This window comes from Archangium sp., from assembly GCF_036388035.1.
GTDB lineage: Bacteria > Myxococcota > Myxococcia > Myxococcales > Myxococcaceae > Archangium.
In genome coordinates, this window is the sequence record NZ_DASVSO010000471.1 from 1 (window position 1) to 13,331 (window position 13,331).

Annotated in this window: 12 protein-coding genes; 6 read left to right on the top strand and 6 right to left on the bottom strand. The window is 69.8% G+C overall.

All coding sequences use genetic code 11. The features are described from left to right. Window positions 1–496: SPFH domain-containing protein (locus VF697_RS18890; RefSeq protein ID WP_331096939.1), on the top strand; the 496-nt coding region annotated here is incomplete at its 5' end. Window positions 497–517: 21 nt separating this feature from the next. On the opposite strand, the gene VF697_RS18895 is transcribed toward VF697_RS18890, so the two are convergent. Beyond that, window positions 518–1,015: a DUF2721 domain-containing protein gene (locus tag VF697_RS18895; RefSeq protein ID WP_331096941.1), complete on the bottom strand. Its 498-nt coding sequence runs from the start codon at window positions 1,013–1,015 to the stop codon at window positions 518–520. Window positions 1,016–1,156: 141 nt separating this feature from the next. Between VF697_RS18895 and VF697_RS18900 the strand changes: the two genes are divergently transcribed. Further along, window positions 1,157–1,648, top strand: a complete 492-nt coding sequence (locus tag VF697_RS18900) for a helix-turn-helix domain-containing protein (RefSeq protein ID WP_331096943.1) — start codon at window positions 1,157–1,159, stop codon at window positions 1,646–1,648. Window positions 1,649–1,652: 4 nt separating this feature from the next. Next, window positions 1,653–4,328 carry a VIT domain-containing protein gene (locus VF697_RS18905; protein ID WP_331096945.1) on the top strand — a complete coding sequence of 892 codons (2,676 nt, stop codon included), beginning with the start codon at window positions 1,653–1,655 and terminating at the stop codon, window positions 4,326–4,328. A 65-nt stretch (window positions 4,329–4,393) separates the two neighbouring features. Here the strand turns inward: VF697_RS18905 and VF697_RS18910 are convergent, their stop codons facing one another. The 4 genes from VF697_RS18910 to VF697_RS18925 form a co-directional block, all read right to left on the bottom strand. Next, a complete protein-coding gene (locus VF697_RS18910; RefSeq protein ID WP_331096946.1) occupies window positions 4,394–6,034 on the bottom strand; it encodes a hypothetical protein in 1,641 nt (546 codons plus the stop codon). Between the two features lie 291 nt (window positions 6,035–6,325). Further along, entirely contained in the window at window positions 6,326–9,103 is a 2,778-nt protein-coding gene (gene gyrA / locus VF697_RS18915) for a DNA gyrase subunit A (RefSeq protein WP_331096948.1), read from the bottom strand. Between the two features lie 189 nt (window positions 9,104–9,292). Continuing rightward, the gene (locus VF697_RS18920) at window positions 9,293–10,450 is read right to left on the bottom strand and encodes a hypothetical protein (RefSeq protein ID WP_331096950.1); all 1,158 of its coding nucleotides are present in this window, start codon (window positions 10,448–10,450) and stop codon (window positions 9,293–9,295) included. 15 nt (window positions 10,451–10,465) lie between these two features. Beyond that, entirely contained in the window at window positions 10,466–11,269 is an 804-nt protein-coding gene (locus VF697_RS18925; RefSeq protein WP_331096952.1) for a tetratricopeptide repeat protein, read from the bottom strand. A gap of 109 nt (window positions 11,270–11,378) precedes the next feature. Here VF697_RS18925 and VF697_RS18930 point away from each other — a divergent pair, with 109 nt between their 5' ends. Beyond that, a complete protein-coding gene (locus tag VF697_RS18930) occupies window positions 11,379–11,630 on the top strand; it encodes an addiction module protein (RefSeq protein ID WP_331096954.1) in 252 nt (83 codons plus the stop codon). A gap of 11 nt (window positions 11,631–11,641) precedes the next feature. Further along, complete coding sequence (locus VF697_RS18935; RefSeq protein WP_331096956.1) at window positions 11,642–11,959, top strand: type II toxin-antitoxin system RelE/ParE family toxin; 318 nt, start codon at window positions 11,642–11,644, stop codon at window positions 11,957–11,959. A gap of 16 nt (window positions 11,960–11,975) precedes the next feature. Here the strand turns inward: VF697_RS18935 and ung are convergent, their stop codons facing one another. After that, the gene (gene ung / locus VF697_RS18940; RefSeq protein ID WP_414641319.1) at window positions 11,976–12,650 is read right to left on the bottom strand and encodes a uracil-DNA glycosylase; all 675 of its coding nucleotides are present in this window, start codon (window positions 12,648–12,650) and stop codon (window positions 11,976–11,978) included. A gap of 205 nt (window positions 12,651–12,855) precedes the next feature. Between ung and VF697_RS18945 the strand changes: the two genes are divergently transcribed. Continuing rightward, window positions 12,856–13,331, top strand: a 476-nt coding sequence (locus VF697_RS18945) for an ATPase, T2SS/T4P/T4SS family (RefSeq protein WP_331096960.1), incomplete at its 3' end; no start/stop codon positions are given.

Genomic DNA, 13,331 nt, shown 5'->3' on the forward strand with positions numbered 1-13,331 from the left:
CGCCGTCGTCTACTTCCGCGTCATCCACGCCGACAAGGCCGTGCTCCAGGTGGAGGACTACCTCTACGCCACCAGCCAGCTCGCGCAGACCACCCTGCGCGCCATCCTCGGGCAGGTGGAGCTGGACCAGCTCCTGTCCGAGCGCGACCGCGTCAACCGGGAGATCCAGAAGGTGCTCGACGCGCACACGGACCCGTGGGGCATCAAGGTCTCCAACGTGGAGGTGAAGCACATCGACCTGCCGGTGGAGATGCAGCGCGCCATCGCCCGGCAGGCCGAGGCCGAGCGCGAGCGGCGCGCCAAGATCATCGCCGCCGAGGGCGAGCACCAGGCCGCCGAGAAGCTCTCCATGGCCGCCGAGGTGCTCAACCGCAACCCCAACACCCTCCAGCTGCGCTACCTGCAGACGCTGGTGGAGATCACCGGGGGCGGCAACCAGACCATCATCCCCATTCCCTTGGACTTGATGCGCGCCCTCGGCATGCAGCCGAAGTGAGCGCCGAACGCCCCCAGGTACTCATTTCCGCCGCTCACCCGTGGGCGCGGGCAGGTGGGCGTCCGTGAACAGCTCGCGCTTCTCCAGCGCGATGGCGTCCCGTCCGAGCCGCAGCGACGCCAGCGCGAACACCGCGATGAACCCCAGCAGCACCACGCCCGTCGAGAACGACAGCACCGGCAAGAGCTCCGGCACGGCGAAGCGCCGCTGCGCCAGGTAGAACAGCGACGTCATCACGAACGCGATGAGCGCCCCGTAGGCCATCCCCATCGCCCGCGCCAGCAGCAGGTGTCGCCGGTCCAGGATGGCCACCTCCTCGCGCAGCATCTCGCGTCGCGGGTGGTCCTCCGGCAGCGCGCGCCACTCGCGCAGCATCTCCCGCATGCGCGCCGTCATCCGGCCAATCTGGTTGTCCAGCCCGGTGGCCAGGATGCCGCACGCGGACACCATCACCGCTGGCGTCACCGCCGCCCCGATGACCCGGATGGAGGAGAGGTCCACGCTCCCTGTCGCGTCCATAGCCCTTCCTCTGTCCCACCCGGACCCGCCAGGCGCAAGCTTGGTCGCCTGCTCTCCTACATCCAGACAGTGGCTTCACGACAGTGACGAATCGACAGTGATGACTTGACACTGGAACTGTCAAATCTTACTGTCAGTCCCGTGAGCACGACGACGACACGCAAGGAGTGGAAGCTGACGGAGCTGGCCGAGGAGGCGGGCGTGTCCCCGCGGACCGTGCGCTATTACGTCCAGCGAGGGCTGCTGCCCGCCCCGCCCTTCAAGGGGCCGGACACCGTCTACGGGGAGGAGCACCTGCTGCGCCTCAAGGCCATCCGGGCCCTGCAGGCGAAGTTCCTCCCACTCGATGCCATCCAGGTGGAGCTGGCGCGGCTGAGCCCCGACGAGCTGAAGGCGCTCGGCGAGGCCGACCCCGCGACTCCCACGCCCCCCGCTCCGGCCCCCGAGCCCGTCCTCCCCAGAGGGCCGGCGAAGGCCGAGGCGTCTGTCTCCCCGTCGGATGGGGTGACAAGCTGGCGGCGGTGGGAGCTGGCGCCGGGGCTGGAGCTGCACCTCGCCGACACGGCGGACGCGAAGACCCGGGCGCTCGCGGAACGCGTGCGCGCCCTCATTCAGGAGTCCCAGGAAAGGTAGAGCCATGGAGAACGTCAAGGCAGGGCTGTACACGCAGAGCGGTGCGCAGGTCCCCCTTCAGGGCGTGGACGTCACGGGTGAACTCCTCGGAGGCCACGCCCGGGTGCGCGTGCGCCAGCGCTACCGCAATACCGAGTCCAAGCCGGTCGAGGCCGTCTACGTCTTTCCCCTCCCCTCGGACGCCACCCTCACCGCCTTCTCCATGGAGTGCGCCGGGCGCCGCGTGCAGGGCGTTCTCAAGGAGCGCGAGGAGGCCTTCCGCACCTATGACGACGCGGTGACGGCCGGCCACGGCGCCGCGCTGCTCGACCAGGAGCGCCCCAACGTCTTCACCGCCCAGGTGGGCAACCTGCTGCCCGGCGAGGAGACGCTGGTGGACGTGGAGTTCCTCCAGGTCATCCAGGTGGAGGAGGGCTGCGTGCGCTGGGCCCTGCCCACCCTCGTCGCGCCCCGCTACATCCCCGGCACGCCCCAGGGAGACCGCACCGCCCACGGCGCGGCGGACCCCACCCACCGCGTGCCCGACGCGGACCGCATCACCCCGCCCGTGGGGGACGCGCGCTACGGCCTCACGTTGGACCTGCTCATCTCGCTCGGCCGCGAGGTGGTGGTGGACAGCCCCTCGCACAAGCTGGACGTCTCGCGCGCCGAGGGCGGCACGCGCGTGAAGCTCTCCCAGCCCACCGTGGCGCTGGACCGCGACCTCGTGCTCAGCGTGCGCGGCCCGGACACGAGCATCCCGCTCACCACGCTCGTCACCCACCGCAAGGGCGAGGGCCCTGGCACCTTCGCGCTCACCGTGGTGCCGGACCTGCTGGGCATGGCCGCGGGCCCCAAGCGCCAGGAGGTGGTGTTCGTGGTGGACACCTCCGGCTCCATGGACGGCGAGAGCCTCCCCCAGGCCCAGGGCGCGCTCCGCCTGTGCCTGCGCCACCTGCGCGAGGGCGACCGCTTCAACATCATCGCCTTCGAGAACTCCTTCCGCCTCTTCTCGCCCGAGCCCGTCACCTTCACCCAGAAGACGCTGGAGCAGGCCGACCGCTGGGTGGCCGCCCTGCGCGCCGACGGTGGCACCGAGCTGCTCGCGCCCATGCGGGCCGCGGTGCGGGCCGTGCCGGACGGCGTGGTGGTGCTCCTCACGGATGGCCAGGTGGGCAACGAGTCGGAGATCCTCGACGCGGTGATGGGGGCGAGGAAGACGGCGCGCATCTACTCCTTCGGCATCGGCACCAACGTGAGTGACGTGCTGCTCAAGGACATGGCCCGGCAGACGGGCGGCGCGGTGGAGTTCATCCACCCCGGCGAGCGCATCGACGACAAGGTGGTGGCCCAGTTCTCCCGCGCGCTCGCGCCCCGCGTCACCGGCGTGGAGGTGCGCTTCGAGGGCGTGGAGGCCTCGGAGCTGGCCCCCGCCGAGCCGCCGCAGCTCGTGGACGGCACGCCGTGGAGCCTCTTCGGCCGCTACACCACGCCCGGCACGGGCAAGCTGGTGCTCAAGGGCAAGTCCGGAGCGGAGACGTTCTCGCTCTCCATCCCCGTGAGCTTCCCCGCCGAGAGCGACCGGCCCGTGGTGGAGAAGCTGTGGGCCGCCGAGCGCATCCGGGCATGGCAGGACGCCGCGCTCGTGGGCCGGCGCGCCCAGGCCCTCAAGGAGCGCATCGTCCAGCTCGCGCTCGCGCACGGCATCGTCACGCCGTACACCTCCTTCGTGGTGGTGGAGGAGCGCACCGGCGAGCGCCGCGCCTCGGGCCAGCCGGAGACGCGCGTCGTCCCCGTCCACGCCCCGGCCGGCTGGGCCATGTTCGGCACGGCCAAGGAGGAGGCGGAGGGCACCCCGGTGCCGGCCTCCTCGGGTGGTGGAGCGCCGCGCCGCGCCAAGATGGCCTCCAAGGCGCTGAAGCCCCCCACCGCGGGCATCCCCGTGGGTGCACCGCCGCCTCCGGCTCCCGCGCCCGCCTCCCGGCCCATGCCCGCCGCTCCGGCCGCGTCGTACGCGCCACGGCCCGGAGTGGGCGCGCCGCCGCCCGCGGCTCGGGCGCCCGCCGCTCCGGCTCGCATGGAGGCGGAGAAGAAGAAGGGCGGCTTCTTCGGCGGCCTGTTCAAGGACAAGGCGGCGGCGGCCGAGCCCCAGGGGATTCCCGCCCCCGCGGAGTCCCCGAGCTACGAAGCGGAGGACGACTTCGCTGGCGACGCCTTCCTCGCTGGCGACGCCTTCCTCGCTGACGACGCCTTCCTCCTGGAGCAGGAGGAGTCGGACTCGGCTCGCGGAGTCCGGGAGGTCGCCGAGGAGCCGCCCGCCGACGGCGGCGTGGGCCTGCTCGAGACGCAGCTCGCCAGCGGGCTGTGGGCGGGCACCGGCGCGGGCACCGAGCCCGTGCGTCAGGCCCGAGCCACCGCGCTCGCCCTGCTGGAGCTGCTGCGCCAGGGCATCACCAGCAGCCACGCGCTGCACGGCGCGCAGGTGAAGAAGGCCGTGGAGGCGCTGCTCGCGCTCGTGGCCCAGCTCGGGGCGGCTCCCGAGGTGGCCGAGCTCGCCCTCGGCGTGGCGTGGCTGGTGGCCGCGGGGCCGCGGACGCGGGGGCGCATCGCCCAGGCGGCCCAGCCCCTCTCCGGGCTCAGCTCGCGGCTGGAGAATGAAGTGGCCCTGCGCCAGCACGTGGACGCGCTGGCGACGCGGTAGTCGCGAGTCCCTCGGGCCTCCGGGAGGGAAGCACGGGGGCGGGTCTCCTCCCGCCCCGAGTGTCCTCAGTCGTCCTCGTCCTCGCACGAGTTCTTGGGTGGCTTGTCCTTGCCCGGCTTGTCCTTGCCCGGCTTGTCCTTCTTCTCGCCCCTCAGCGCGGGAGCCTCCGGGCTGGCGCAGATGTCGTCCCCGTCCGAGGGCTGGTCGAAGGGCGGGCGCCGCGCGAGGAAGGCCTCCATCAGCTGCTGCCGGTAGGGAAGGAAGGTGCCCACCAGCGACTCGGAGAGCCCGTAGCGAGGGCCGTCCGGGCCTTCCTCCAGCGTGCGCTCGCTCACGTGGACGAAGGTGAAGAGGGTGGACTTGGAGGGCCAGGTGAGCCCGCCGCCGAGGTTCTCACCGGTGCTCAGCTGGTGGCACCCCGCGCAGGAGAGCGTCTGCGCCCGCGCGACGATGTTCACCGGGGTGAGCGTGCTGCCCAGGGCGTTGAGCCGCTGCTGGAGTTGCTTGCGGAGCGGGCTCTGGCCGTTGCCGAACTGGTGGACGTAGAGGTTCTCCGTACCGCTCGAGTGGCTCTGCCCGCTGTTGAAGCGATCCTCGAGGTCCATGGTGTAGCGGAACAGGTCGTGGGTCGTCAGCGCCTCCACCTGCGCCAGGAGCGCCGCCGAGAAGTCCTCCTTCAACGGGTGGCTCACCTTCGCGCTGAAGAGCACGCCGGCCGGGTTGGTCTTCACCGTGTCGGGCTCGAAGCGCATCACGCACGAGTCACCGGTGCAGCGCTTGCGCACGCGGAACTCGCGCAACGTCCAGATGGGCTGCATGAACTGATTGGTGCGCACATGGCCGGTGACGCGGTCCGTGGCGTTGCCGAGGTTGTCGATGTGGATGACCGGCGGGACATGGCCTCCGAGCCCCTCGAAGTAGAAGCGGTGCAGGGCCTCGGCACGCACCGCGGGGTCCGGCTCCTGGGAGAGCTCGGCCCAGAAGCGCACCACCTTGCGGCAGCCGAGCACCCCCTTCTTCGGCTTCGGGTTGGGCAGCACGCCCTCGAAGGCGAGCAGGTTGCGGTTGTCCTTGTTGGTGATGCCCGAGCGGCGCGCGAAGATGATGCGGTACTCGCCGCAGTCGCTGCCGTCCTGCGCCGCCAGGTCGAAGCGGTTGAAGAGCCCGATGGGCACGTAGGCCGCGGGGTTGGTGGCGGGATCCACGAAGGGATTCTCGGCCGCCTGACTTCCCTCGGCGCGCGGGCAGGAGTAGGCGAAGCCGTTGAAGCCCGGCTTTCCGTCCGGGAGCTTCTCGTCGTCGCAGTGCGGACCGCCCAGCCCGAGGCCCCCCGCCGCCTTGCGCTGCGAGTCCCACCACTCCTGGTAGAGCCGCAGCCCCGTGAGGCCCGGGATGCCGCTCTGCTCCGCGAGCCGGTTCATCACCTCCTCGAAGCTGAAGCGCGCGAGGATGACCTCATCCGTCACCGCCAGCGAGCGCCGAGCGTCCAGGCTCACCTCGGGTACCGGCTCCTCTGGCTCCTGTGCCTCCAACGCCGACTTCGCCATCGCCCGGGTGCCCTCCAGCGGCAGCAGGCCGATGCCACGACGCTCCGGATTGAGCGAGACCCGAGGCGCCGCGGGAACAGGTGGTTGTTCCACGGACACACCACAGGCCGCGAGGACCGTGGCTCCACCCGCCACGGCCAGCAGCAAGAAAGAACGCATTGAACCCCCCTCGGCAGGCCGCTCGAAAACGAGTGCGTGCCTGCATCCAGAACTTAAGGATTGAGGCAAGGCGGGGTTGACAGTCTGGAGCCGGACGATGCGACGGGACTCCGGGGAGGTTTTCGTGTGGCCCCTGACAGGCGCCCTGCCCTGGAGGGCAGAAGCCCAGGCCCGCCCAGGGCTTGAATGCGAAGAGGGCCGGAGGAGGGAAGACCCTCGCTCCAGCCCTCTCGGAGGCCCCACGCGTTCACTTCGAGACCCGTGGCACCCCTCACCCCGTGAGGGGAGACCTCAGCTCGCCTCGGGCTCCGGCTCGGAGTCGGACGCGGGCGACTCCTCCTCACCCGGCTCCTGGGGAGCCTGCTCCTCGGTGACCGGCTCGGCCTCGGACGACTCCGCCACCGCCTCGACGGGCGTCACGGTCTCGCCGTTGTCCTCGCCCTCCTCGGACTCGGGCAGCTTCGAGATGCCCGTCACCTTCTCCTCCGCGCTCTCCAGCGCGATCAACCGCACGCCCTGCGTGTTGCGGCCGATGACGGAGATCTCCTTCGCCTTCATGCGAATGAGCATTCCGCCGTTGGTGACGAGCATCACCTCGTCCTTGTCCGTCACCTGGAGCAGGCCGACGACCTTGCCATTCCGCTCGGTGGCCTTGATGTCGATGATGCCCTTGCCGCCGCGGCCCTGCTGACGGTACTCGCCCTCCTCCGTGCGCTTGCCGTAGCCGTTCTCCGTCACCGTGAGGATGGTGGTGTCCTTCTCCACCACGTCCGCGCCCACCACCTCGTCGCCGTCCTCCAGGGTGATGCCCTTCACGCCGTAGGCCTGCCGCCCCATCGAGCGCACTTCGCTCTCCGGGAAGCGGATGCTCATGCCGCTGGCCGTGGACAGCAGGACGTCCTTGGTGCCGTCGGTGATCTTCACCGCGACGAGCTCGTCCCCCTCGTCGATGCCCAGCGCGATGATGCCGCTGGAGCGCACGTTGGCGAACGCCGACAGGTCCGTGCGCTTCACCACGCCACGCTTGGTCACGAAGAAGACGAACTGGTTCTCGACGAACTCGCGCGTCACCAGCACCTGCGCCAGCCGCTCGCCCTCGCTGAACTGCACCAGGTTCACGATGGCCTTGCCGCGCGAGGTGCGGCCCGCCAGCGGAATCTCGTGCACCTTGAGCGAGTAGAGCCGGCCCTTGTTGGTGATGGGCATCAGGAAGGCGTGCGTGCTCGCCACGAAGAGGTCGGTGACGAAATCGTCCTCCTTCGTCGTCGCCCCCGTCTTGCCCCGGCCCCCGCGCTTCTGCGCCCGGTACTCGGAGAGCGGCGAGCGCTTCACGTAGCCGGTGTGCGAGAGCGTGACCACCATCGTCTCCTCGGCGATGAGGTCCTCGCTGGTGATCTCATCCACCGCGCCGGCCAGCTCGGTGCGCCGCTTGTCGCCGTAGCGCTCGCGGATCTCCTGGAGCTCCGTCTTGATGACGTTGAGCAGGCTGCTCTCGTTGGCGAGGATGTCCTCCAGCCGGAGGATCTCCCGGATGAGGTCCACCAGCTCGCGGAACAGCTCCTCGCGCTGCAGGCCGGTGAGGCGCTGCAGGCGCATCTCGAGGATGTTCTTCGCCTGCTCCTCGCTGAAGCCCGAGCCCTCGTACTTGTGCTCCAGGCCCGAGTAGCTCGGCACCTCGGCACGCGCGCGCGAGACGAGCAGCTCCATCTGCGCCCTGGCCTTCGCGTAGTCGATGCGCTGCAGGTTCTTGAAGCGCTCGTGCTCGTAGAGCGCGGGCGACAGGATGTTCATCAAGCCCCAGCGCGCCTCGTCCGGATCCCTCGAGGCGCGAATGAGGCTCACCACCAGGTCGATGAGGTCCTGCGCGACGAGCAAGCCCTCGACGATGTGGCGGCGGGCACGCGCCTTGCGCAGCTCGTAGCGGCTGCGGCGCGTCACCACGTCGCGGCGGTGCGAGATGAAGCGGTCCAGCAGCTCCTTGAGGGTGAGCGTGCGCGGCTGGCCCGCGTCGATGGCCAGCATCACCGCCCCGAAGGTGGTCTCCATCGGGGTGTTGGTGAACAGGTTGTTGAGCACCACCGCGGAGATGGCATCGCGCTTGAGCTCGATGACGATGCGCATGCCCTGCCGGTCGCTCTCGTCGCGGATGTCGCTGATGCCCTCCAGCTTCTTCTCGCGCACCAGGTCGGCGATCTTCTCGATGAGCCGCGCCTTGTTCACCTGGTAGGGAATCTCCGTGACGATGATCGCCTCACGGTCGCCCTTCTTGGAGGTCTCGATCTCCGTGCGGGCGCGGATGGTGATCTGCCCGCGGCCCGTCTCGTAGGCGCGGATGATGCCCTCGCGGCCAGTGATGATGCCGGCGGTGGGGAAGTCCGGCCCGGGGATGAACTGCATCAGGTCCCGAACGGTGGCCTCGGGGTGGTCGATGAGGTGCAGCGTCCCATCGAGCACCTCGGACATGTTGTGCGGCGGGATGTTGGTGGTCATGCCCACCGCGATGCCCGTGCTGCCGTTGACCAGGAGGTTGGGGAACTTGGTGGGGAGGACGAGCGGCTCGACGGTGGAGTCGTCGTAGTTGGGACCGAAGTCGACGGTCTCCTTGTCGATGTCCGTCAGCATCTCCTCGGCCAGCCGGTCCATGCGCACTTCCGTGTAGCGCATGGCGGCGGGGGAATCGCCGTCGACCGAGCCGAAGTTGCCCTGTCCATCCACGAGCAGGTAGCGAAGGCTCCACTCCTGGGCCAGGCGCACCATGGCGTCGTAGACGGCGGTGTCGCCGTGGGGGTGGTACTTACCAATCACGTCACCCACCACGCGCGCGCTCTTCTTGTAGGCGCGGTTGTGGTAGTTGCCCAGGTCGTTCATCGCGTAGAGGACGCGGCGATGCACGGGCTTGAGGCCGTCACGCACGTCGGGCAGCGCGCGCCCGATGATGACGGACATCGAGTAGTCGAGATACGAGCGGCGCATCTCGTCTTCGATGTTGACGGGGATGAGCTCGCCCACGCTGCCCGGAGCGGGAGGAACGGGGGGAGTTGCCGGCTTGTCGGTAGTGTCGTCGGCCATGGAATCTGGAGTCAGGGGACAGGCCCGCCCGAGGGGACCCATCGAGGGGGAACGTGGTTACCTAACCCCCGGATTTTCCAGCGTCAACAAGGGAAACACGGGGGTGATGGGGGGGAGCCAGAAAGGGGGGCCGGAGCTCGCCCGGCCGGAGGGCTTTGGACACCCGGACCTACCCCCCTTTTTCCGTTCTCACCGCACGAGCTCGCGCGCTTGTTGCACCAGTTCCACCAGTCGCGGGGAGTCCCACCAGCCGCGCAGGGCATTGGTGCCGATTCCATGCCGCTGGATGAGCTCCCGGAGGGCCTCGCGCACCCGCTTGCCATCCGGTCCGCTCCGACGGGACTCATCCGCCCGCCAGGCCTGCTCCTCCAGGCGCCTCCAGCGCGACGGAGACCAACGCTCCTCCTCGGGAATATCCGAGCGCTGGGCGTCCCACAGCTCGTAGGCCAGCTCGATCAGCCCCGCCCGGGCGTCCTCCAGGCGCTCCGAGGAGAGCAGCCGGACGTGGGGCGCGTATTCGCGCTCGAAGAGCCACCAGAGCACCTCCAGGGACTCGGCGGGCTCGGGGACGAGCGGGGCCACCCGCGTCTGGACGAGCCGCGCCAGCCGGGAACGGGCCTCCTGGAACCAGTACTCGGCGTGGAGCAGGCGCTCCGGGCCGTTGCGCGGGGGCTGTCGCGGGGGCCGGGTGGCCTGCTTGCGGAGGTCCTGCACCAGGCCGCCCTGGGGGTCCACCCCGGACAGCCGGTTCCACACCGAGGCCAGGGACGCCTCGCCCCTGGGCCACCACAGGCGCAGCTCCTCGCGCTGCGCCCCCGAGAAGGGAATCCGGCCCGTGAGGAGCATCGGCTGGGCGAAGAGCGCCGCCAGGACATCTCCGAACTCGGCGGCCTCGCGCAGCGCGGGCAGCGAGTCCGGGAGCACCTCCAGCGCGACGCTCCAGCGCTGCTGGGGAGGCACCACGCGCGGAATGGTGAGCAGCCAGTCCTCCAGGGCGATCATCAGCCGCCCGAGGGGCTCCAGGGCGCTCCGTCCGAGCTTGCGCGCCACCTCCCGGACGAGCTGGTCCCTCAGCGAGCGCACCTCGTACAGGCCGCGGACGGTCGGGTTGCCGGTGGGCCAGGCCTCGGCCTCGGCGCGGCGGAGGGCATAGGCGAGCAGCGTGTCCACCTCCGCATGGGTGGCGACCACCTCGCGCAGCAGGGGCAGTTGCTGGCGCAGCCGCTCCTCCCAGCGGGAGTCGGCCAGCTCCAGCACCAGGCGGTAGTAGCGCTTCCGGGCGGGCTCGAGCAGCACGGCCCGGCCCTCCAGTCGCACGGCGTATTCGTCCTCGACGGGTGCGCCCATGATGGGGAGCCGGCTTCAGCTCGCCTGGGCCAGCACGTCCTTGGGACGCAGCGGGGTGGCGAGCCGGTCGGCCTCGGCGCCGAGCGGGCCTTCCGGGTCCAACGCCTTGGCGCGCTCGAAGGAGGCGAGGGCTCCCTCCCGGTCCCCCTTGAGCTTGAGGGCGACGCCGACGTTGAGGTGCGCGCCGACGTTGTCCCGGTCCATGGCGAGCGCCTCGCGGAAGTGGGCGAGGGCCTCGTCCAGGTCGCCCGCGAGCAGGGACTCCTTGCCGGCCTGGACGCGCTTGTCCGCGTCGTTGACGAACTCCACCTGGAGCAGGCTGCCGCCGGCCACGGTGAAGATGAGGGCGCGGAGGATGCCGCCCCAGTAGAAGGTGAGGCCCTCGGCGGCGACCACGGCGGCGATGGGCAGGTCGGGCAGGAGCTGCTTGCCGCGGAACTTGAAGCGCACCTTGGTGTAGCGGCCCTTGTTGGCCCAGTGGACGAGCTCGTCGCGCAGCTTGCCCAGGCTCTCCTCGACGCGCTTGGGGTCGATCTCGAAGGGGAACGCGTTGCCGCCCACGGGCTCGCCCGCCGGCAGGGCCTTCATCTCGGGCGCGGGCTCCACGGGGAGCGCCTCGCCCGTCGTGACGACCTCCTCGGGCGCCTGCACCGGGGGAGCAGCGGGCTTCTTCGCGGCAGCGGGCTTCTTCACTGGAGCCCCACGCTTCTTCACGGGCGCGGGGCTCTTCTTCGCGGAAACGGCGCTCTTCTTCTTCGGAGCCGCGCGGACAGCCTTCTTCTGGCTCGCCGGGGCCTTACGGGGTGCGGTCTTCGCCATGACCCCGACTCTAACCAGATGTGAGGCGGCTTGCTCGCGGGTACACCTGACAACCGTTACTTCAGGCGGGCGGCGAGCACCCACGCCTCCAGGGAAGTAGACTGCATTCATGGCCACCGCGGACGACCTCCTCTCCGATGCACTCCAGCTCCCGCCCGAGGAGCGTGCTCGACTCGCGCGCGAACTGATCCTCAGCCTCGATGCGGGTGGAGGAGAGGAGCCGCAAGCCGAGGCCGCGTGGACCCGGGAACTCGAGCGCCGCGCCCAGGAGGTCATCAGCGGCAAGGTGGAACTCGTCAGCCCCGACGAGGCGCGACGCCAGGTGGCCGAGCGCCTGGAGCGTCTTCGTCAGGAGCGGTAGGTCACACCTACATGTCCCTCCGCCTCCACCCAGAAGCCAATGCGGAGCTTGCCGCATCCGCTGAGTGGTACGAACGGCAGCAGCCAGGACTGGGTTCGGCCTTCTCGTCCGCGGTCTTCCGGGCGCTCGACGCCATTGAAGAGCATCCCGATATCTGGCCCGCGTGGCCTGGCGTTCACCAGACTCCGCCCATCCGCCGCTTCCTCCTGTCGGATTTCCCCTTCGCCGTCCCCTATGTCGTACTCGAAGATGGCGTCGTCGTACTGGCCGTGGCCCATGTGCGCCGTCGACCGGGGTTCTGGCTGAAGCGCTCACGCCAACTCCGCTAAGGCTGAACTCCCCCCATCACGACGGCAGCGCCCAGTCGATGGGCTCGCGCCCCGCCTTCTTCAGCGCCTCGTTGGCGAGGCTGAATGGCTTGCTGCCGAAGAAGCCCCGCTTGGCCGACAGGGGCGAGGGGTGTGGCGCCTTGAGGATGACGTGCCTCGACGTGTCGATGAGCGACTCCTTCTTCTGCGCGTAGCTGCCCCACAGCAGGAACACCACCCGCTCGGGTTTGTCGCTCACCTTCTGGATGACGGCGTCGGTGAAGTTCTCCCAGCCCTGCCCCTCGTGGGCGTTGGCCAGCCCCTCGCGCACCGTCAGCACGGCGTTGAGCAGCAGGACGCCCCGCTTCGCCCACGGCACCAGCGAGCCGTCCTTCGGCTTCGGCACGCCCACGTCGCTCTGCAATTCCTTGAAGAGGTTCACCAGGGAAGGCGGCGGTTTCACTCCGGGCTGTACCGAGAACGCCAACCCATGCGCCTGCCCAGGCCCGTGGTACGGGTCCTGCCCGAGCAGCAGCACCTTCACCTCGTCATACGGCGTCAGGTGGAAGGCCGAGAACAGGTCCTCCTCCGACGGGTACACCGTGTGCCTGCGCCGCTCCGCCTCCACGTACGCCTCCAGCGCCGCGAACCGCTGGCTCGCCAGCACGTCCTTCAGCACCTTCTTCCAGTCCGCCGGCAGCCTGTCCTTCATCGCGCTCATCTCGTCTTCCCCTCTCGTACCCCATTGAAGCATCTGACGGACCCCCCTCTACCCTACTTTTGCGGTCATGTGGTGGGAGTGTCATCCGCACGTCGGTTGGACGGGAGGGCCACGAGGTCTCCCGCCTCCCCTCCCCACTGGCGACCGAGCCCTCCTCTTGGGCTCCGGCCGCTCTCGGGCTACCCTCGGGGGCGCCATGTCGATGTATGCCGAGTCGCTCCGCGCGTTCCTCAAGCCCGTGCTGCCCTATCTCGACGACCCGTCGGTGTCCGAGATCATGATCAATGGGCCCACCGACATCTGGATCGAGCGCAAGGGCAAGGTCTCCAAGATCGATGCCTCCTTCACCGAGGAGGGCTTGCTCGGCGCCGCGCGCAACATGGCGCAGTTCGTCGGCCGTCTCCTCAATGACGAGCGCCCCCGCCTGGACGCGCGCCTGCCCGACGGCAGCCGCATCCACGTCGTCATCCCGCCCATCGCCCGCAAGGGCACCACCATCTCGATCCGCAAGTTCTTCAAGGACAAGCTGACGATCGACTCGCTCATCAAGTTCAAGTCGATGACGCCGCAGATGGCGCGCCTCATCGACGCGGGCATCCACACCAAGCTCAACATGCTGGTGTCCGGCGGCACGGGCTCGGGCAAGACGACGCTGCTCAACATCGTCTCCTC